The 20,169-nt window shown below is 51.5% G+C and carries 16 protein-coding genes and 1 pseudogene; 8 read left to right on the forward strand and 9 right to left on the reverse strand.

The genetic code is table 11. The features are described from left to right. Positions 1-11: 11 nt before the first annotated feature. The 3 genes from K1X45_RS15500 to rpsF form a co-directional block, all read right to left on the reverse strand. A complete protein-coding gene (locus K1X45_RS15500) occupies positions 12-971 on the reverse strand; it encodes a DUF2232 domain-containing protein (protein WP_022712185.1) in 960 nt (319 codons plus the stop codon). Positions 972-1,142: 171 nt separating this feature from the next. Then, positions 1,143-1,391 carry a 30S ribosomal protein S18 gene (rpsR, locus tag K1X45_RS15505; protein WP_022712184.1) on the reverse strand — a complete coding sequence of 83 codons (249 nt, stop codon included), beginning with the start codon at positions 1,389-1,391 and terminating at the stop codon, positions 1,143-1,145. Further along, on the reverse strand, positions 1,391-1,816 hold the full coding sequence (gene rpsF / locus K1X45_RS15510; RefSeq protein ID WP_022712183.1) for a 30S ribosomal protein S6: 426 nt from the start codon (positions 1,814-1,816) through the stop codon (positions 1,391-1,393). Before rpsF ends, rpsR begins: the two co-directional genes overlap by 1 nt. Before the next feature lie 454 nt (positions 1,817-2,270). Between rpsF and fabD the strand changes: the two genes are divergently transcribed. From fabD to gmk, 7 genes are all read left to right on the forward strand, one after another. After that, positions 2,271-3,215 (forward strand): ACP S-malonyltransferase, encoded by a 945-nt coding sequence (gene fabD / locus K1X45_RS15515; protein WP_220159381.1) that lies wholly within the window; start codon positions 2,271-2,273, stop codon positions 3,213-3,215. 79 nt (positions 3,216-3,294) lie between these two features. Then, positions 3,295-4,032, forward strand: coding sequence for a 3-oxoacyl-[acyl-carrier-protein] reductase (gene fabG / locus K1X45_RS15520; protein ID WP_022712181.1), 738 nt, complete (start codon positions 3,295-3,297; stop codon positions 4,030-4,032). Between the two features lie 453 nt (positions 4,033-4,485). Continuing rightward, entirely contained in the window at positions 4,486-4,722 is a 237-nt protein-coding gene (locus tag K1X45_RS15525) for an acyl carrier protein (protein ID WP_002963616.1), read from the forward strand. Positions 4,723-5,030: 308 nt separating this feature from the next. Next, the gene (fabF, locus tag K1X45_RS15530) at positions 5,031-6,293 is read left to right on the forward strand and encodes a beta-ketoacyl-ACP synthase II (protein WP_151158030.1); all 1,263 of its coding nucleotides are present in this window, start codon (positions 5,031-5,033) and stop codon (positions 6,291-6,293) included. 473 nt (positions 6,294-6,766) lie between these two features. Further along, on the forward strand, positions 6,767-8,023 hold the full coding sequence (gene mltG / locus K1X45_RS15535; RefSeq protein ID WP_220160546.1) for an endolytic transglycosylase MltG: 1,257 nt from the start codon (positions 6,767-6,769) through the stop codon (positions 8,021-8,023). 209 nt (positions 8,024-8,232) lie between these two features. Beyond that, positions 8,233-9,162, forward strand: coding sequence for a YicC/YloC family endoribonuclease (locus tag K1X45_RS15540; RefSeq protein WP_220159382.1), 930 nt, complete (start codon positions 8,233-8,235; stop codon positions 9,160-9,162). Between the two features lie 165 nt (positions 9,163-9,327). Beyond that, on the forward strand, positions 9,328-9,987 hold the full coding sequence (gene gmk / locus K1X45_RS15545; protein WP_075654629.1) for a guanylate kinase: 660 nt from the start codon (positions 9,328-9,330) through the stop codon (positions 9,985-9,987). A gap of 52 nt (positions 9,988-10,039) precedes the next feature. On the opposite strand, the gene rsmA is transcribed toward gmk, so the two are convergent. The 6 genes and pseudogenes from rsmA to lptF all read right to left on the reverse strand — a co-directional run bounded on the left by rsmA (position 10,040) and on the right by lptF (position 18,261). Next, entirely contained in the window at positions 10,040-10,867 is an 828-nt protein-coding gene (gene rsmA, locus K1X45_RS15550; RefSeq protein WP_121992833.1) for a 16S rRNA (adenine(1518)-N(6)/adenine(1519)-N(6))-dimethyltransferase RsmA, read from the reverse strand. Then, on the reverse strand, positions 10,868-11,911 hold the full coding sequence (gene pdxA, locus K1X45_RS15555; protein ID WP_220159383.1) for a 4-hydroxythreonine-4-phosphate dehydrogenase PdxA: 1,044 nt from the start codon (positions 11,909-11,911) through the stop codon (positions 10,868-10,870). A gap of 94 nt (positions 11,912-12,005) precedes the next feature. Further along, on the reverse strand, positions 12,006-12,959 hold the full coding sequence (locus K1X45_RS15560) for a peptidylprolyl isomerase (RefSeq protein WP_220160547.1): 954 nt from the start codon (positions 12,957-12,959) through the stop codon (positions 12,006-12,008). A 666-nt stretch (positions 12,960-13,625) separates the two neighbouring features. Continuing rightward, positions 13,626-15,812 (reverse strand): annotated as a pseudogene (locus K1X45_RS15565) (LPS-assembly protein LptD); the annotation flags it as partial. Positions 15,813-15,970: 158 nt separating this feature from the next. After that, positions 15,971-17,059, reverse strand: a complete 1,089-nt coding sequence (gene lptG, locus K1X45_RS15570; RefSeq protein ID WP_220159385.1) for an LPS export ABC transporter permease LptG — start codon at positions 17,057-17,059, stop codon at positions 15,971-15,973. Beyond that, complete coding sequence (gene lptF / locus K1X45_RS15575; RefSeq protein ID WP_220159386.1) at positions 17,056-18,261, reverse strand: LPS export ABC transporter permease LptF; 1,206 nt, start codon at positions 18,259-18,261, stop codon at positions 17,056-17,058. The genes lptG and lptF overlap by 4 nt, the downstream gene beginning before the upstream one ends. Before the next feature lie 280 nt (positions 18,262-18,541). On the opposite strand from lptF, the gene K1X45_RS15580 reads away from it, so the two are divergent. Continuing rightward, on the forward strand, positions 18,542-20,029 hold the full coding sequence (locus K1X45_RS15580) for a leucyl aminopeptidase (protein WP_116089197.1): 1,488 nt from the start codon (positions 18,542-18,544) through the stop codon (positions 20,027-20,029). Positions 20,030-20,169: the final 140 nt, after the last annotated feature.

The following is a 20,169-nucleotide window of genomic DNA, read 5'->3' on the forward strand; positions in this document are numbered from 1 at the left end:
TGTGTTTATGGTTATGAATTCTGAGACGGATCTTTGGAGAGCGGAGCGCCGCGCGATGTATCGAGCAGGCCGAATACCAGAAAGATCAGTGCAGAGAATGCGAAGATGATGAGCAGAAAATAGGCAAGCCACAGCGCAAACGGACGCCATGTGGCACCGCGTGTCCGCCAGTGAATAATTGCCAGACCGGCCATGATAAAGCCCGCAGCAAGTGCACCGGCGAAAGTGGTGGCGATCATGCTTGCAGGGCCGGACAGGAACATGGAGCCGGCAAAGGTCAGTGCAAAAACCAGCAGAGCAGGGCGCGGCATGCGCAATGTTGCAGGCCAGTTATCGCGCGGGCGGCGCAGCACGCCGGAGCGTTCAGTGATGCGCAGCGCGAGATAGAAATTCGCGGTCAGGAACATCAGGCTGGTTGCAGCCTGAATGGCAGGCAGACCGAACAGCAGAAACTGCTGCAGCATTTCACGGAAATCGTCACTTGCATTGAACTGCGGATCAGAGGCCTGCAGGCTTGCAATCATCGCACCGGTCAGTTCACGCACCATTTCTTCGCCATAGCCGATAATTGAGCCGACGATGATGAAGCTGACTGAAATCAGCAGTGCGAGGCGGAACATAATGTCTGGCAGCGGATACCAAACCAGTGCATCTTTAGGGCCGCCCAGTTCCTGAGCAGGCCGCGCAAGACCAGCAAGATAAGCGCCGGTTGCAGCAGGGATGAAACTGGTGAGGGCAATCAGAACCGCAACCATAGGCGCGGCGAAAATCGCAACGGCAATGCTCGCTGTAGCAGCGGCAATCAGACCGGCGGCAGTACCCCAGCCAAGAGCGGCGATAAAAATAGGAAGAGGGGTGAGGACATAGAGAACCATAGCAAGGCCGGATTGAACCAGCACGCCGGACGCCAGCAGCGCGGCTGCAAGCCCCGCAAGAACACCGGTTCCGATATGTTTGCTATTGTAATTCATCTTAATCCTGCTGTCCTGCCCGGAAGTTTCCGGTTGCAGTTAGAGAACGATCGCTTCAGCGCTCTGTTCCCAACCTGACCTTGCGGCCACTAAATCATTTATTCCGGTTTTTAATGCCCCGGTGCATCAGAAATGAACCGGGGTGTGCGGACACACCCCGAATCAAAAATCTTATTTCACAACATATGGCAGCAGGCCGAGGAAACGTGCACGCTTGATCGCTTTTGCGAGTTCGCGCTGTTTCTTCTGGCTTACAGCTGTAATGCGGGAAGGAACGATCTTGCCGCGTTCAGAAATGTAACGCTGCAGGAGTTTGATGTCCTTGTAATCGATCTTCGGTGCGTTAGGACCTGTGAATGGGCAGGTCTTACGACGACGATGGAACGGACGACGGGTCGGGATCTGATTGATATCAACCATTATTCTTCTCCTTCACCGGCAGATTCGTTGTCGCGTGGACGACGCGGACGGCGTGGACGATCGTCATCACGGCCGAAACGGTCTTCACGTTCACGACGGTCATCACGACGGCTCAGCATTGCTGACTGGCCTTCTTCGTGTTCTTCAACACGAATGGTCATGAAGCGGAGAACGTCTTCGTTAATACGCATCTGGCGTTCCATTTCAGCAACTGCAGCAGCAGGAGCATCGATGTTTACCAGTGTGTAGTAAGCTTTACGGTTCTTTTTGATACGATAAGTCAGAGGACGCAGTCCCCAGCTTTCGATTTTCCCGACTTTACCACCGTTAGCTTCAAGAACGCCCTTGTACTGTTCTACCAGTGCGTCAACCTGCTGCTGCGAGATATCCTGTCGGGCAAGGATCACATGTTCATAAAGAGCCATTGTCTTTGCCTTTCTTCAAAAAACCACCATCCGGATCAACGGCTAAGCCTCTGCGACTTGTCTATATCCGTAAAACGGAGAAGAAAGGACGCGGGTCGAGACGATCGAGAGCGGAGACACGGGAGGTTGAAATCGCTAGAATTTCTCCGGATATTTAAATCCGGCCTCCGTTCAGCCCCCAGCTGATGCCGGACAATGACGAGTGCCTATTAGTGGCTTTTTGAAAATTTTGCAACCGGCAAAAGCAAAGCTATGCGTGTTGTGCATCTTATGCAGGCAAAAACACTGGTTATAGCAGCGGTGCATACGGGTTTTCAGGCGCGAAGACTTGACTTGAAAGCGGCTGAAAGGCACAGGGCTTTGCAGTTATAGATAATTTTATCGTATCCGCAGAGGCAATATAATATATATGTGTGCGGATCGCCAAACACAGATACAAAATAAAGAGGCTTTAATGACTGTAGCATTTACATTTCCGGGACAGGGCAGTCAGGCTGTCGGTATGGGCAAGGCTTTAGCTGAAACCTATCCGGAAGCGCGCGCTGTTTTCGAAGAAGTTGATGATGCGCTCGGTGAAAAACTCTCAACCCTGATGTTTGAAGGGCCGGAAGATCAGCTGACATTGACAGCAAATGCCCAGCCTGCACTGATGGCAGTTTCAATGGCTGTTATGCGGGTGCTGGAATCACAGGGGCTGAAACTGCAGGATAAAGTCGCTTATGTTGCCGGTCATTCGCTCGGCGAATATTCGGCTCTGTGCGCTGCCGGTACATTCTCCATTTCCGATACTGCCCGCTTGTTGCGTATCCGCGGCAATGCAATGCAGGCTGCCGTGCCGGTCGGTGAAGGTGCCATGGCTGCAATCATCGGACTTGAACATGCTGATGTTTTTGCAATTTGCGAACAGGCTTCCGCAGAAGGTTCTTGCCAGATCGCTAATGATAATGGCGGCGGTCAGCTGGTTATTTCCGGTTCCAAAGCCGCAGTTGAGCTGGCTGCTAAACTGGCGTCTGAGCGCGGTGCGAAACGTGCAATCATGCTGCCGGTCTCCGCACCATTCCATTCCAGCCTGATGGCGCCTGCTGCCAATGCAATGCGTGAAGCGCTGGCAACTGTGAACAAGCAGGCGCCTGTTGTGCCGGTAATCGCCAATGTGCGCGTTGCTCCGGTTAAGGATCCGATTGAAATTGCTGATCTGCTGGTTGAGCAGGTCACAGGTCAGGTGCGTTGGCGCGAGACTGTTGAATGGTTCGCAGGCCACGGCGTAACAACGCTTTATGAAATCGGTTCCGGCAAGGTGCTGACCGGCTTGGCACGCCGCATCTCCAAAGATGTAACCGGTGTGACTGTCGGCACTGCTGAAGAGATTGATGCTGTTCTCCAGACGCTGCTGGCGTAATCGCTCAGATTTTGAAGCGCTGAAAATAATGTTATAAAGCGGACGAAGATTGTCCGCGTATCAGATTCAAGAGGATTTCATGTTTGATCTGACTGGCCGTAAGGCTCTCGTAACCGGTGCAACCGGCGGTATCGGAGAAGAAGTAGCACGCGCGCTGCATGCACAGGGCGCTATTGTTGCTCTGCACGGCACCCGCGTTGAAAAGCTGGAAGCGCTGGCCAAAGAGCTGGGCGAACGCGCTTATATCTTCCCTGCGAACCTTTCCGACCGTGAAGAAGTGAAGGCGCTTGGTCAGGCTGTGGAAAAGCAGCTCGAAGGCGTCGATATTCTGGTCAACAATGCCGGTATTACCCGTGATGGTCTGTTTGTACGTATGAGCGATGCAGACTGGGATGCGGTGATCGAAGTGAACCTAACTTCCGTGTTTGGTCTGACCCGCGAGCTGACCCATCCGATGATGCGCCGCCGCTTTGGCCGTATTATCAATATTACATCCATTGTCGGCGTAACCGGTAATCCGGGACAGGCAAACTATTGCGCTTCTAAGGCCGGTATTATCGGCTTCTCCAAATCGCTGGCTCAGGAAATTGCTTCGCGCAATGTGACTGTGAACTGCGTTGCTCCGGGCTTTATTGAGTCGGCTATGACCGACAAGCTCAATGAGAAGCAAAAAGACACCATTATGTCGGCTATCCCGATGAAGCGCATGGGGCAGGGGGCTGAAATTGCATCGGCCGTTGTCTATCTGGCAAGTAATGAAGCCGCTTATGTGACAGGCCAGACCCTGCACGTAAATGGCGGTATGGCCATGATCTGATGAAGATCCGGCCGGTTTTTGAACGGTTCCGGCCGGAATAATGATGAATAAAAGAGCTTTAAAAAGCTGATAACGCAGCAATAAAGTTCTTTTTTCTGTTGTTTTAACGGCTTTTGCTCTGTTTCGCTGTGGTTGCTTGTTAAAATGGACTTTGCCAAACAGCAGAACCGTGATAATGCCCCGAATATTGCTGCGCTGCATGTTTTATGCTTCGTGGCGGCTGCAGTGATAAAATATGATTGCGCTTCAACGGCGCAGCAGTTAAATCGCTGCAACTGAAATATATTGTATAATGCGTCTGAAATGCATTTCTGTTTCAGGCATTATGCAGTAGGAATATCCACAGGATGCTTTTCATTGTGATGAATGTTGCAATGGTGAGTTATCTTAACACTTGATTACAATCAGCCATGCCGCTACCAAGGCTATGGTATTAACAGGTCGAGGTCCGACATGAGCGACACCGCAGAACGCGTCAAGAAAATCGTTGTTGAACATCTGGGCGTAGATGCCGATAAAGTAACTGAAGGCGCAAGCTTCATTGATGATCTGGGCGCAGACAGCCTGGACACAGTTGAGCTGGTAATGGCTTTCGAAGAAGAATTCGGCGTAGAAATTCCTGATGATGCAGCTGAAACCATCCTGACGGTCGGCGACGCTGTTAAATTCATCGATAAAGCTTCTGCCTGATTATTTGTATAATCGGCAGGCAGATATCGGGCCGGAAGATCATATCTTCCGGCCCTTATCGTTTGAAGCGCGGAAAATATTTGAATAAGGCTCAGGCAATGTTTTTACTGCCTTTATGCCGGTCAGACAGTTCTGTTTGCGGATCTGTAATTAACCACTCCACAAAAGCGCTGTAACAATCTATTAATTCTGCGTAATTCTAACCCTTGATCGATTCCGGTCGAGATATTACGCGGTTGATTAATCTGTGCCGCCTGCCGCTGGCGAAGACCAGCGAGAAACAGGGTCAGGTGCAGGGAAGGATACATATGAGAAGAGTCGTCGTTACCGGTCTTGGCCTGGTGTCACCTTTGGCAAATGGTGTTGAAGAAACCTGGAAGCGTTTGCTCGCCGGCCAAAGCGCAGCGCGCCGCGTGACCGAATTCGAAGTTGACGACCTTGCCTGTCAGATTGCCTGCCGTATTCCTGTCGGCGATGGCACGGACGGCACATTCAACGCTGATCTCTATATGGAACCGAAGGAACAGCGTAAAGTTGATCCTTTCATCGTCTATGCGGTCGGCGCTGCCGATCAGGCACTGGATGATGCGAACTGGCATCCGGAAAGCGATGAAGACCAGATCCGCACCGGCGTGCTGATCGGTTCCGGTATCGGCGGTATCGAAGGTATTGTTGAAGCCGGTTATACGCTGCGCGACAAAGGTCCGCGCCGTATTTCGCCTTTCTTCATTCCGGGTCGCCTGATCAATCTGGCTTCCGGCCATGTTTCGATCAAGCACAAGCTGCGCGGCCCGAACCACTCCGTGGTCACAGCCTGCGCAACCGGTACACATGCTATCGGTGATGCTGCCCGTATGATTGCTTTCGGCGATGCCGATGTAATGGTTGCCGGTGGTACAGAATCGCCGGTCAGCCGTATTTCTCTGGCCGGTTTTGCTGCCTGTAAAGCGCTCTCCACCAAGCGTAATGATGATCCGACCGCGGCATCGCGCCCATATGACGAAGACCGCGACGGTTTCGTTATGGGTGAAGGTGCAGGCGTTGTGGTTCTCGAAGAGCTGGAACATGCGCTGGCACGCGGTGCGAAAATCTATGCGGAAGTGATCGGCTACGGCATGTCCGGCGATGCTTATCACATCACTGCACCAAGCGAGAACGGTGAAGGCGCACAGCGCTGCATGGAAGCCGCGTTACGCAGCGCCAAAATCACACCGGATGCTGTTGATTATATCAATGCTCACGGCACTTCGACCATGGCTGATACGCTCGAACTGGCAGCAGTTGAACGCGTTGTCGGAGATTCAGCCTCGAAGATTTCCATGTCTTCGACCAAATCCTCGATCGGTCACCTGCTCGGTGCAGCCGGTGCGGCAGAAGCGATTTTCTCAACACTGGCAATCCGCGATAATATTGCGCCTGCTACGCTCAATCTCGACAATCCGTCGGTCAGCACCAAGATCGATCTGGTGCCGCATAAGCCACGCGCCCGTCAGATTGATGTTGCTGTGTCGAACTCGTTCGGCTTCGGCGGCACCAATGCTTCGCTGATCCTGCGCCGCTATCAGGCCTGATACAGCATTTTAGCTGATGGAATGAAAAGGCCGCTTTCAGTGAAAGCGGCCTTTTATTAAGAGCCTGTACCGCGACGGGTGAGGCCGTTTTTGAACAGCAGACGCAGGCAATCCGTATTTCAGATCAAAATACTCTCTTAAATATGGATTCTTTCTGTCGAAAGCTTTGTTCACGGGTTGCGACATTCGTGCTTTTGCCGCAATTATTGTGCCCATTGAGTGAAGAAACTAAAAATACAGATTAATCGGCTCAGGCCCTTGGTTTTCATTGCCATCGGGTCGAGTTGAACCGGAGTGTAAGTGTGACGTCAGACCAATCATCTGAAAATAAATCTGCTGGTCAGCCTGCCGTTTCTGATAGCGCTGTTCAGAATAATGCGTCACCATCTCATGCGGTGAGCGCTGCTTCTGCGAGCGCGCATAAGCCTGTTACCTCCGATGAAAATGCAATTGTTGCACCGGTTTCTCCGGAAATCGCCGCGGCACCAGCTGCGCCTGCTTCAGCTCCGGTATCACCATCGGCACTGGCTCAGCCGCAAGCTGCCGTACAAGCTGAAAAAACCGCGGCACCGGATGCGGCTGAACCGGTAACAGGGCCTTTGGTTCTGAAATCGGCAAGCGAAGCACTGCGTCCTGAACCGGGCACACCGCCGCCGCCGAAAAAGCGCAAGCGTTCGCGTCATGCCCGTAGCCAGATTGTGGTTTTTGCCAATTTCATGCTGTCTATGCTGGTCTTTCTGGTGATCGGCATGGGTGCCTTGTTTTATTTCGGCAAGGTTCAGTTCACGACTGAAGGGCCGCTGTCACAGGATTCGACATTCTTTGTGAAGCGCGGCAGCGGTATTATTGAAATTTCCGACCAGCTGGAACGCGCAGACCTGATTACCGATGCGCGGATTTTCCGCTATGGCGCACGTGCTTATGGTCTGGAAAAGAGCATGAAGGCCGGTGAATATGCCATTCCTGCCCGTGCTTCCATGCGCGATATTATGAATATCTTTGTTGAAGGTAAGTCGCTGATGCATTCAGTGACCATTCCTGAAGGCCTGACTGTCCAGCAGATTTTTGATCGTATTGCCAATAGCGAGCTGCTTTCCGGCGACCTGCCGAAAGAACTGCCTGTTGAAGGTAGTCTGGTAGCAGATACGCTGAGCTTCACACGCGGCACACCGCGTGAGGAAGTGGTCAATCGTCTGAAAACCGCACAGGCCAAACTGGTAGATGAAGTCTGGGCCAAGCGCCGTGACGGTCTTCCGGTCAAAGACAAAAATGAATTTGTGACATTGGCTTCCATCGTTGAGAAGGAAACCGGCGTGGCATCCGAGCGTCCGCATGTGGCTTCGGTTTTCGTAAACCGTCTGAATACCGGCATGCGCCTGCAATCCGATCCGACAATTATTTACGGTATTTTCGGCGGACGCGGCAAACCTGCAGACCGCCCGATCTATAAGTCGGATATCGAAAAAGAAACGGCCTATAATACCTATATTATCAAAGGCCTGCCGCCGACACCGATTGCCAATCCGGGACGCGATGCTCTGGAAGCTGTCGCTAATCCGCTGGATACTCAGGATCTGTATTTTGTGGCAGACGGTACCGGTGGCCATGTTTTCGCGGCAACGCTGAAAGAGCACAATGAAAATGTGCGTAAATGGCGTGAGGTTGAGCGTCAGCGCAAGGAAAATCCGGCGGCAGGAACAAACGGCACTGCACCAACGCCGGCTCCGTAAAGCTTGTAATTAAAGCGTATCCCGAAAAGTGTGAAGCGGTTTTCGGATAAGATACGCGTAGAAACAAATAGATAGAGCGGCTCCAGCGATTTAACATTAACTGGACCGCTCTAAATATACAGATAAAATATGATGCCGTCCGGCCATCCGGACGGCATTTTTGCAAAAGCCGCTTTCAAAGATAAACGGCGCAGATAACGGGTTTTAAGATGACAGTACAGAGCATGACCGGTTTCGCCCGCCATACAGCGACATTTATGTCGGGGGCGGATGAGAATGTGCAGACACGGATCAGCTGGGAAATTCGTTGTGTGAACGGTAAAGGGCTTGATGCCCGCTTTCGTATTCCGAATGGTTTTGATGATCTTGAACTGCAATTGCGTACGGCTTTAGGGCGCATTTTTGCCCGCGGATCGTTTCAGGTCAGCCTGACAATTGAAGAGCCGGAGGCGCAAACGGCGCTGGTTATCAATGAGGCTTTGCTGAGCAAGGTGATGCAGACAGCGCAGCAGTTGCAGAACCAATATGGTTTGGCACCCGCCAGTGTGGATGCTGTGCTTAATCTGCGCGGTATTCTGGAACCGCCGCAGGCCTTGAGCGACGATGCAGGTAAAGCCGCTTTGAAAGCCGTATTGCTGTCATCCTTTGATGAGGCACTGGATGCGCTGAAACTGATGCGTTTGCAGGAAGGTAAGCGCCTGTCCGATCTGCTTGGCGGCCATGTTGACAGGATTGCGGAGCTGGCAGTGCAGGCACGTCAGGATGCGTCCCGCAGTGCTGAAGCGATCCGTGAGCGTCTTGCGGGACAGGTGGCATTGCTGCTGGATGCTATGAACAGCAATCGCAGTGCGGCCATTGTGCTGGACGAACAGCGCCTGCATATGGAAGCAGCATTTCTTGCCACCAAAGCGGATATTCAGGAGGAACTTGACCGGCTGGATATGCATGTGGCTGCGGCACATAAATTGCTCAGCGACGGCGGCCCTGCGGGGCGTAAGCTCGATTTCCTGTCGCAGGAATTCAATCGCGAAACCAATACGCTGTGTTCAAAATCCAATGCGGCCAGCATTACTGCAATCGGCCTTGAGCTGAAAGCGGTTGTCGATCAGTTCCGCGAGCAGGTTCAGAACCTCGAATAGTAAAGATTGCAAGCGTTATCGCTCCGCGTATAGTGAAGATCAGGTAATGCTTTAATAACTAAAAAACGCCGCAATTGCTGTGAAAAGAGAGAACAAAAGAGACATCATTGCGGCGCAATGATATCAGACATAGCAGTGAATAGAGAATCTGGAGCAGAATAGATTATGGCCATCTCCTTCGTGGAAAATGCTGTCGCACGACGCGGCCTTATGTTGGTCATTTCTTCGCCGTCAGGCGCGGGTAAGTCAACGATTGCACGTTTGTTGCTGGAAGACCGCGACATGGATCTTTCCCTGTCTGTCAGCGTGACAACCCGTCAGCGTCGCGCCAGCGAGATTGAGGGCGTTCACTACCACTTTAAAAGCGTGCGTGAATTCGAGCGCCTGCGTGACAGCGATGCCCTGATTGAATGGGCAGAGGTGCATGGCAATTATTACGGAACTCTGCGCGAGACTGCGGAAAACGCCTTGGCAGACGGCCGTGATATGTTGTTTGACATTGACTGGCAGGGCGCGGAACAGCTTCAGGCCAAAATGCCGGCCGATGTCGTATCGATCTTTATTCTGCCGCCGACCATGAAAGAACTTCAGATGCGTCTGAACCGCCGTGCGGAAGATACACCTGAAGTCATTGAAACACGTCTGAACAATGCACGTTTTGAAATCCAGAAATGGAGCAAATATGATTACATTGTTATCAATGAAGATCTGAACCAGTCCTATGCCGCTGTGAAGTCCATTGTCATGGCTGAGCGTCTGCGCCGCGACCGTCGTCCGGGTCTGTTTGAATTCGTCAATGGTTTGCTGGAAGAACAACCTTCTTAAGTTCTCAATACGTTTGAAAAGAAAAACCGCCGTAAGGCGGTTTTTTTATATCTCAGAGCTGGTTTGCCAGATGCACAAATTCTTCGACGCTCAGTGTCTCTGCACGGCGCGTCGGATCAATGCCTGCTTTATTGAGCAGGGCTTCACCACCAAGCGGCTTAAGGCTCTGGCGCAGCATCTTGCGGCGCTGACCAAATGCCGCTTGTGTTACCCGCTCCAGAAGCTGCGGCGGGCAGGCCAGCGGTTCTTCCCGCGGGATCATATGCACAACGGCAGACGTGACTTTCGGCGGAGGTGTGAAAGCCTGCGGCGGCAGATCAAAGGCGATTTTAGACTGTGTGCGCCATCCGGCCAGCACACCAAGACGGCCATAGGCATCATCACCGGCACGGGCAACAATGCGCTCGGCAACTTCCTTCTGGAACATCAGGGTCATTGAGCTGTAAAAAGGCGGCCATGGCTCACTCAGCAACCAGCCGATCAGCAATTGCGTGCCGACATTATAAGGCAGGTTGGCGATGATTTTCGGCTTTTTCGCAGGATCAGGAAACAGCGCCTTAAAATCCTGCTGCAAAGCATCACCGGAAATGACACGTAAACGCCCCGGATATTCCGCAGCGATTTCCTCCAGCGCAGGCAGGCAGCGCTCATCACGTTCGATTGCCGTGACAATGCCGCCCTGAGCCAGAATAGCGCGTGTCAGACCGCCGGGGCCAGGGCCAACCTCAATCACCGGCTGATCCTGTAAGTCACCGGCTTGTCTGGCAATTTTGGATGTCAGATTGAGATCGAGCAGGAAGTTCTGGCCGAGGGATTTTTTGGCATTCAGTTCGTGACGTTCAATCACATCACGTAGTGGCGGCAGATTATCAATGCTCATTCAGTCTTGTGTCCGTTTATGATTATGTGCCAGTTCTGCGGCCAGTTTAAGCGCGGCAATCAGGCTGTCCGGTCGGGCAATGCCGCGTCCTGCAATGTCAAAAGCAGTCCCGTGGTCGGGAGAGGTGCGGATGAAAGGCAGGCCGAGTGTTACATTGACCGTTTCATCAAAAGCCAGCGCTTTGGCAGGAATAAGTGCCTGATCGTGATACATGCAGATTGCCGTATCATAGGTTGTCAGGGCTTGTTTGTGGAACATTGTATCCGCAGGCAGCGGGCCGCGAATATTGATACCTTCGCTTTTAAGCTGCTCAATAGCAGGGCGGATCACAGCATCATCCTCATGGCCGAGCGCTCCGCCTTCACCTGCATGCGGGTTAAGACCGGAGACTGCAATGCGCGGATTTTTTATGCCAAAGCGCGTGCGCAGATCATGATCGGTAATACGGATGGTTTCAATGATCGCAGCTGTTGTCAGAGCTTCCGGCACTTTATGCAGCGGAATATGAATTGTCACCGGCACGGCGCGCAATTGCGGGCCAGCCAGCATCATGACAGGTCGTACTTCAACACCAAGATGACGGGAAGCCAGATGGGCAAGAAATTCCGTATGCCCCGGAAAACCAAAACCAGCTTCGTAAAGCGGTTTCTTGGCGATAGGGCAGGTTGTGACTGCACTGGCCTGACCATCGAGCACATAATGTGTGGCGCGTTCAATCGCCTCTATAATACCGGCGGCATTGGTGGTCTGCGGCACGCCTGGCTTGTCAGTTAGGCGGTTGGCCAGAGGCACAACAGGCAGATAATGGCAAAAGCGTTGTGTTGCTTCAGACGGCTGGCAGATGCTGAGAGGAATATCAAGACCGAGCTGTCTGGCTCTTGCTGTCAGCAAAGACGGGTCGGCAAGGATGAAAAATGGTGGCAGCGCGTGTTTTTCCCGCTGCGCCCATGCGGTGAGGGCAATATCCGGCCCGATGCCGGACGGGTCGCCGATGCTCAGAGCAACCGGTGCTATGGAAGCCTCTCCATGCTGCGGAAAAACCATTTTATGCTCCGGTTCTGCTGTGTCATTAGGCCGTAATAGAAATACTTAAAGCAGATCAGCCACGCAGTAGTAATCTCTGCGTGGCTTTTTGGGTTCAGCGATTAACGATTTTCGCTTTTTCACGGAGTTCTTTGAGATATTTCTTGCTGATTTCTTCAGCTTTCTTTTCCTGATCTGCATTGCTGCCGGTGCCTTCCATGGAGAAGGTCAGCTGTGCAACGCGATCATCCGATACTGTGCGCTTGGCACAGACGGCAAGGAATTCAACGCCTTTATCAGTATCCTGAACCGCTGTCGGACGGCCTACAGCTGTTGCTTTCAACTGTTTTGACCATTCCGGCGGCAATTGCAGTTCCAGATGCTTGCCGAGATCACGCACAGTCACATCCAGCATACCTTTGGTTTGTGAACGTGTTGTTTCACAGCTGGAGAAGCGGTTGCGCAGAGCATTGGCTTCGGAACGGCGTTTCGCCATCGTGCCTGCCGAGCGGCTGGCGGCCGGTACAACGAAAATCACCTGCTGCAATGTATATTCACTGGTTGAAGGCTTTTTACCGCCATCCTTCAGCATGCGCTGAACAGCATCCTGCTCGCTCATCATGCCTTCGGAGCGGAAGCGGGCGCCGATCGCACGGCTCCAGCCCATCTGCACCATGATAAAGGTTTTAAAATGCTTCGGCGTGATACCGGCCTGATTCATCAGCTGGTTAAGCTGCGCAACACTCATTTTGTTACGCGAGGCAAAGCCTGCATAGGCAGTTTCAATTTCCTGATCCGAAACAACAATACCGCGTGATTTCATTTCCACACGCTTGAGCATTTCTTCAACCAGCTCGTCCTGAGCCTGTTTGTTGAGATTGCCGCCGCGGCGCTGCAATTTAAGGAAGGCAGCGCGGTTCGCAATGTCCACATTGGTAATCGGGTTGCTGTTGACGATCACTTTAATTTCGGCAGCTTTGGCAGTGCCGGTAAATTCCGTCACGCTCAAAGCTGTCATTGCAACAGTACCGGCAAACACAGCAGCCAGAATGCGTTTATTAAAATTCATGCTCATAGTAGCAAATTTCATACCTGGTTTCCCGTTCCGTGCCTCAGGACGTGATCGTCTCCTGATAGGGAGAAGTAATAGATAAAATGACTTCTGTTGTCACATCCTGTCAGGATTTTCATTCTTGTATAGATGAGCAGTTGCAGTGAAACAATCTCTCATCTGTTTAAGAATGCATGAAAACAGCGAATTTCGACCCCGTTTATACCCGCTCTTACCTGAAACTACGCAGACAATCTTTATTCTCCACAGTCAAAGCCTGTGTGATTGCTGCCATTATCCCCTGTTTGCATTGCTGTATTCCGATATACAGATGCGTTCCGAATGAGAATTAGAGTGTAAATCGTACGATTTTATGATGCGTTTGAGAAATAATCTGCGTGCAAAACGCAGGTTCAGAGCGGTTCCGGTTAATATTGAACCGGTAGAACCGCTCTATCTTTTTGTTTTTACGTATATCGTTATCGGAAAGCCGGTGCCCGCTTTTCCGGCACATGCTCTGGAGCATTTCACAGTCAAGTTGGATCAATTTGACGTCCGTGATAATGCGACCAAATAAAGAATCTAGAGCGAGCGCTATGATCCAATCTGGACGTAAACCGCTCTGGATAAAGTTACGGCCCGCATAAAGCAGGCCGTAATATAATTTCTGATTGTCAAATGAGCTTAAAATGAACTGCCCAGATCGCCCAGTGTACGGAAGGAAATATTGAAGCCGACCGAGTGGGAAACCTTATCCTGACCCGGACTGCGTGTCTGAATATAGGCCATCGAATAGGTGAAGCACTCATCATCATAAGCCAGACCGGACTGGGCACGTACCAGAGTCTCTGATACGATATCATAGGTACCGGAGCCAAACACACGCCAGTTTTCTTTGAAGCGTGTTGAGGCGCTCAGGCTGACTTCCTGACGGTCATTCGCATAGCCATAATCCGGCTGCTTGGCAATATAGGCATATTTAACCGAGGCCTGAACAATCTGTCCACTGCGGCTGGCTTCCACTTCACCGCGTTTGACTTCAAAATTATCTTTGTCAAAGCGTCCGCGTGCGGCAAAAGCGAGACCGGAATTGTTGGACATACCAAGCATTGCAACATAGTCAGAACGCTTGCCTTCAAGACCGGAATCCGCACCGGCACCGGCAAAGTCGCTTTCGGCAAAGGAGTTCAGGCCACCCAGCTGGAAGGACTGACCGGCAAGACCATGGATGGACCAGCCATTATTCATATTGCCGGAATAGCGCAGACCAAGATTGGCGCGAGTGCCGCCTTCAACGCGGTCGTAACCGGAGAACTTGTCGCGCTGGAAAAGACTGGTCGCATCAAAGACAAAGCTCTGTGCATCTTCATTCGGCAGACGACCGGCATAAGGTTCGTCATTACGAACAAAAATCTGCGCTGTCGGCTCCAGCACTTGTGTCATGCTGGTTGATGAGAACAGGATCGGCCAACGAACTTCCAGACCGGCAGTTGCCATGCCACGGAAAGCCTGCGAACGGATTTCATTCACAGTACCGAATGTATCATTGGTGCTGATGCCAATCGCATCGCCACGCAGAGCGAGGAGAGGGGTAATGACCAGACCCTGTTCAGTGATGAAAGTCCGTTTCCATTCTGCTTCGGTAGTCAGACGGGCACTGGTGCCCTTCATGCCATTCAGGAAGCGGGCAGCGCCGTTCTGATAAATTTTATCAGACGTTTCGCGATAAATGCCCTGCAGATTGCTGGTAATGGTCAGTTCGCCGCCATAGACAGAACCCGGAACAGTATAGAGATAGTCAACGCTTGGCAGTACCCAAGGCTGCTTCGTATCAACTGCATATTGACTACCGTTCAGCACATCTTCCTGAACTTTGAACTTGTACAGGTTAATATCAAGATGGTTGCGACCGGATATACCGCGCAAATAGACATTTGATGTCAGGGATTCACCGCTATAGCCGCCGATTTTATAGGTGCGGCTGAAATTCTTGTCAGTCTGGGCGATAACATCCCAGCCGAAGCTCCAGCGCGGATTGATTTTGAAGTCACCCTTGGAGGCAACCATGCCACGGAAACGCTCTTGCGCATCAACTGTTGTGGAGCCAAATTCTCCCGGCTTCGCCTGATAAATACCCGCTACGCGAATATTATAAGAGCCGTTTTCAAGACGGTGACGCCATTCGGTTTCACTTAAGAAGCCCTGTTTTGTCAGGCCTGTGCCATAAGTGGTGATGTCATAATTCGGAGCCAGATTCCAGAAATAGCCCACCCGCATACCGAAACCCAGCTCGTCTTTATAGAGGAAGCTCGGGAACAGGAAGCCGCTCTTGCGCTTGATGGTCGGGTCAGCAATTTCGAAAGCAGGCAGGGCAAAAAGCGACTTGCCGAACATTTCAAAACGGCCGCCTTCAAAGCGGACAGTTTTCTTGGTGCCGTTCCAGATAATTTTCTTGGCTTTAACCTGCCAGAGAACCGGCTTGCTCGGATCTTTTTCACAAGCACGGCAGGCGGTGTAAACGCCATTATTAAATGTGGTGATTTCACCGAGACTACGTTCAGCGCTTTCCGCTGCAAAACGTGTATCATCGACAGTTTCAACGCGCAGGCCGTTTACAAAGCCGTCGCGGAAATCATCGGTCACATCAATTTCATCAGAATAGATGCGGTTGCCGTCTTTTTCGACAATTTCAACATTGCCTTTAGCAACCATGCGTTTGGTTTTTTGGTTGTAGACAACCTGACGTGCAACCAGACGATTGCCGTCATATTCAATCTGAACATTGCCCGCTGCGGTGACTGTATTCTGATCGCGGTCGACAATCAGATTGTCCGCCTGCAGCAGCATCTTGGCATCAGGATTGGTCTGATACTGGCTGCCGAAGTCGTCAGAAGGCGCTGCTTCCTGACTGTACGCCACGGAAGACATGGAAATGATCACAGAGGTGGAAAAAATGCACGCCAGAGCTGTCCCGCGTGCAAGACGCGTGAAGTACTCAGATACTACCGTGCGGGAGCTACTCAATCCCACTAACCATCCTCCTTATGGAGCAAAAAGGAGATTCCAAAAAATGTTGCAATCAATACCGGTACCCATGCCGCTACAAAAGGCGGCACGAATCCTGCCGTGCCAAAGGCTTTGGCAAGTACAGTTACGACATAAAGCACGAACCCGGCAATGATGCCACCCAGAATCATTGCTCCGGACTGGCCGGAACGCACAAATTTTAATGAGACTGTTGCAGCAATCAGCGTCATGGCCATCAAAAGAGCAGGCAAAGCCAGCAAAGACTGGAACTGCATGTCAAAAGCGGTGGCCGAAAAGCCGAAAGAGCGGGCGACTTCAATCTTGCGGGGCAATTGCACAAATGGAATCGTGTCGGGCGAAGAAAGTTTTTCTTCGAGAAATTCCGGCTTTAACTGGGTCGGAATCTTTGTGGATAAAAGTTCTTTAGGTTCCTGACCTTCGATAATATGGGTCACATTGGTCAGGTTCCAGTAACCGTCTTCCAGCTGAGCATCGCGGGCGTCAAAACGCTCTTTGATTGTCTTGTCTTCATTGAAGACGAAGAAGCTGACATCGGTCAGATGCGTTCCCTGTGCAAGGATGCCCTTGGCGCCGATAATGGTTTCCTGTTCATCAAATTTCTGGCGCAGCCACGGATCGCGCAGTGCTGTAACCTGATTAACATTGCCGTTTTGCCAGCGCGTGCTGATTTCCAGCGATTTTTCAAAACCATAAGCTGCAAGCGGATTAATGATGAAAATGGTGATGAGGCCGAACAGGAAGGCACCAAGACAGGCAGGCAGCAGAAACTGCCATGCGGAAACACCGACTGAACGCGCAACCACCAGCTCATAGCGGCGGTTCAGCGAAATCAGCGTGGCCATGGCCGAGAACAATGCCACAAACGGAATAACCTGCTGCATGATAAAAGGAATGCGCATCGCTGAAAGCCCGAGCGCTGCCCATGCCGAATAATCGGGGAGGGTGGAGAGCTTGCTGGCATTTTCCGTAAAATCGAGCAGCAGCGATAATGCAAAAATACCCAGCAGGAAATACAGCGTGGTCTGCACATAGCGCATGAAAAAATAGCGTCCGAGCGTCCAGCCGATCATGACTGACCTCCTGATGTATTTTTCTTGCCGGCAAAGCGCTCATAAAACGGACGCAGGCGGGCTGTTAATTGTTCGGTTATGTCCTGAATCCTGTCTGACCATGAGGTCGGCAGGCTGAGTGAGCGTCCGCTGAACAATGCATAGAGGCAGACCGCAATGACACCGAGCGGAATAAGATACATGACCGGCACATAGCTCAGATTCTTCTCAGCGCGGTCAGACACAAAATATCCGGCCCAATAGACGATCAGTGACAGCGAAATCGCCGAGAAAGAAGCGGAAACTCGCGCCTCACGATGAGAGCGCGCATCGCCTGCCAGAACCAAAGCAATCATGGCGAAAACGAAAGGATAGAGCCAGTTTGTCAGACGTTTATGCAGTTCCGCGCGATATTGCAGCGGCTTGGTCTGAAAAATCGGATCATTCTTGTCCGGATTGATGAGATAGGAGAGATGACGGTCTTTAGCATAAAGAACCATATCACCGCTTGAATCGGTGAACTGGCTCAGATCAAATGCATATTGATCAAATTTGATGATGGAAACATTGCCGGTTTTAACTTCACGGCGCTGAATCTCACCATTATTCATCAACAGAACGTCATTGCCATTATTATTGGCGATAGCGCCGTCCAGCGCATAATAAACCAGATCCGTATTGGCATCACGGGAATCGGCGATGAACATGCCGCCGATGCTGCCGTCTGATTTACGCTCAGCAATCTGCACATAAAGATTGTCGGACAATCTGCGGAAGCTGCCTTCCTGCACAACCACATTGATCAGATCTGCGCTCGCATTGGCCAGCATGGAACGCATATTATAGCGTGCATAAGGATCGACGAAATTTGCGACCAGAAATGAAATAACCGCAAGCATGGCAGCAAACAGCAATACTGGCCGGATAACGGCTGTGCGCGGGCTGCCGGAGGCATTGATGACCACCAGCTCCGAATCCTGATTCATGGTGGAGAGTGTCTGCGTGATGGCAATCACCAGTGCAAACGGCATCACCAGAGGGATGACGGAGGGAATAAATAGCGAGAAAAACTGGATGGCTGTTGCCAGAGACTGGCCGCTGGACGTCAGGAAGTTGATGCGCTGCAATACCTGCACTGTCCACGTAATGCCGATGGCCGCGCAGAACACGGCCAGAAACATTATTCCCACGCGGCGCAGGATGTATCGCTCGATCAGTTTCATACGCTGAATTTACATCCTGAACCTTAGGGCTGAACCTGTTATTATCTGCCGGTTATACGAATTTGCTGACATCTTATAATCGTTTAAAGACGGCACGCAAACGCTTGTCATATAATCCGTGTTTATCATAATCGGGTCTTGGCTAAAAATAGACAAAGAAATTAGGTTAACAAAACACTTATTCGTCAGAGACGGTAATTTATGGCTTGTGGTTTGGTCTTGATAGAGCCACACAATGCATTTGAGTTATGCGACTCTGTTTTTACCTATTGGAGTTATTATGTCCAAAAATCCAGTCATCAAGTTCTCGAATTTTTCAGAAAAGCTGAAAGATGTCGTGATTGTACCCGTGAGCAAAGACGGTTCGGTTGCCGCGCAGGCAAATCATGTTGGCGGCGAAGGTTTCGTTTCCGGCCTGATTACCAAAGCCGGTTTCAAGGGCAAACTTGGTGCAACGCTTGAAACTTACCTTGCTGACGGTGCAGGCGCAGAGCGTCTGGTTCTGGTTGGTATCGGCGATCCTGCCAAGCTGAAAAATGATGACTGGCTGAAAATCGGCGGCGCGGCATTCGCCAAAATCGGCAAATCCGCTGAAGCCAATGCAATTCTCGCAATTGATGGTCTGGAAATTTCGGCAGAAGCGGCTGCGGATTTTGCTCTGGGCGCACAACTGCGCGCTTATCGTTTTGACAAGTACAAAACCAAGAAAAGCGACGACAAAGCTGAGGCCAAAGATGTTAAGCTGACCATTCAGGTTGCTGATGCTGCCGGTGCGGAAAAAGCTTACGAAGCCGCAGCTGAAATTGGTGAAGGTGTGCTGCTGGCGCGCGATCTGGTCAATGAGCCTGCAAATGTGCTCGGACCGGTTGAATTTGCTGCGGAAGCAGAAAAGCTTGAGAAACTCGGTGTTAAAATCACCATTCTCACTGAAAAAGAAATGAAAAAGCTCGGCATGGGCTCGCTGCTCGGCGTTGCTCAGGGGTCTGTCCGTCCGCCGCGTCTTGTGGTGATGGAATGGAACGGCGGCAAAGCCAAAGACAAGCCGGTTGCTTTTGTCGGTAAGGGCGTTGTGTTCGATACCGGCGGTATCTCCATCAAGCCTGCGCTTGGTATGGAAGATATGAAGGGTGACATGGGCGGTGCCGCAGCCGTCACCGGTCTGATGCGCGCATTGGCCGGCCGTAAAGCCAAGGCCAATGTTATCGGCGTGATCGGTCTTGTGGAAAATATGCCGGACGGCAATGCACAGCGTCCGGGCGATATCGTCACCACCATGTCCGGTCAGACGATCGAAGTTATCAATACCGATGCTGAAGGCCGTCTGGTTCTGGCTGATGCACTGTATTACACCGCCAAGACCCATAAGCCGCGCTTCATGATCAATCTGGCAACGCTAACCGGTGCGATTGTGATCGCTCTCGGCACGCAACATGCAGGCCTGTTCTCCAATGATGATGAACTGGCAGAACAGCTGTTTGATGCGGGTCAGACCAGTGGTGAAAAACTGTGGCGTATGCCGCTCACCAAGGAATATGACAAGATCATCGATTCCAAATTCGCAGATATGCGTAACTCGGCCGGTCGTCCTGCCGGTTCGATCACTGCGGCTCAGTTCCTGAAACGTTTTGTCGGTGATACACCTTGGGCGCATCTGGATATTGCCGGTACTGCGATGGATTCACCTGCCAGCGAATATAATGAATCCTGGGGTTCGGGCTTTGGTGTCCGTGTTCTGGATCGCCTTGTTCGCGATCATTACGAAGGCTGATAAGCAGTTATCCTGCCACATGATTGGAAAAGCCGGTGTTCGCACCGGCTTTTTTGTATTTTAAAGCATGTCGCGGAAAGACAGACACCGGTTTTCGGCGACATGTGTAAAAACAAGGAGACAGAGCGAGCGCTGTGGCC

The organism is Pseudochrobactrum sp. Wa41.01b-1 (assembly GCF_019464455.1).
GTDB lineage: Bacteria > Pseudomonadota > Alphaproteobacteria > Rhizobiales > Rhizobiaceae > Pseudochrobactrum > Pseudochrobactrum saccharolyticum.

What these genes read in the sequence shown, in the direction of transcription:
- fabF (WP_151158030.1), top strand. Translation starts at nt 5,031, where the DNA reads ATGAGAAGAGTCGTCGTTACCGGTCTTGGCCTGGTGTCACCTTTGGCA.
- rpsF (WP_022712183.1), bottom strand. Translation starts at nt 1,816, where the DNA reads ATGGCTCTTTATGAACATGTGATCCTTGCCCGACAGGATATCTCGCAG.
- K1X45_RS15525 (WP_002963616.1), top strand. Translation starts at nt 4,486, where the DNA reads ATGAGCGACACCGCAGAACGCGTCAAGAAAATCGTTGTTGAACATCTG.
- rpsR (WP_022712184.1), bottom strand. Translation starts at nt 1,391, where the DNA reads ATGGTTGATATCAATCAGATCCCGACCCGTCGTCCGTTCCATCGTCGT.
- K1X45_RS15540 (WP_220159382.1), top strand. Translation starts at nt 8,233, where the DNA reads ATGACAGTACAGAGCATGACCGGTTTCGCCCGCCATACAGCGACATTT.
- fabD (WP_220159381.1), top strand. Translation starts at nt 2,271, where the DNA reads ATGACTGTAGCATTTACATTTCCGGGACAGGGCAGTCAGGCTGTCGGT.
- pdxA (WP_220159383.1), bottom strand. Translation starts at nt 11,911, where the DNA reads ATGGTTTTTCCGCAGCATGGAGAGGCTTCCATAGCACCGGTTGCTCTG.
- fabG (WP_022712181.1), top strand. Translation starts at nt 3,295, where the DNA reads ATGTTTGATCTGACTGGCCGTAAGGCTCTCGTAACCGGTGCAACCGGC.
- K1X45_RS15560 (WP_220160547.1), bottom strand. Translation starts at nt 12,959, where the DNA reads ATGAATTTTAATAAACGCATTCTGGCTGCTGTGTTTGCCGGTACTGTT.
- K1X45_RS15580 (WP_116089197.1), top strand. Translation starts at nt 18,542, where the DNA reads ATGTCCAAAAATCCAGTCATCAAGTTCTCGAATTTTTCAGAAAAGCTG.
- lptF (WP_220159386.1), bottom strand. Translation starts at nt 18,261, where the DNA reads ATGAAACTGATCGAGCGATACATCCTGCGCCGCGTGGGAATAATGTTT.
- rsmA (WP_121992833.1), bottom strand. Translation starts at nt 10,867, where the DNA reads ATGAGCATTGATAATCTGCCGCCACTACGTGATGTGATTGAACGTCAC.
- K1X45_RS15500 (WP_022712185.1), bottom strand. Translation starts at nt 971, where the DNA reads ATGAATTACAATAGCAAACATATCGGAACCGGTGTTCTTGCGGGGCTT.
- lptG (WP_220159385.1), bottom strand. Translation starts at nt 17,059, where the DNA reads ATGATCGGCTGGACGCTCGGACGCTATTTTTTCATGCGCTATGTGCAG.
- gmk (WP_075654629.1), top strand. Translation starts at nt 9,328, where the DNA reads ATGGCCATCTCCTTCGTGGAAAATGCTGTCGCACGACGCGGCCTTATG.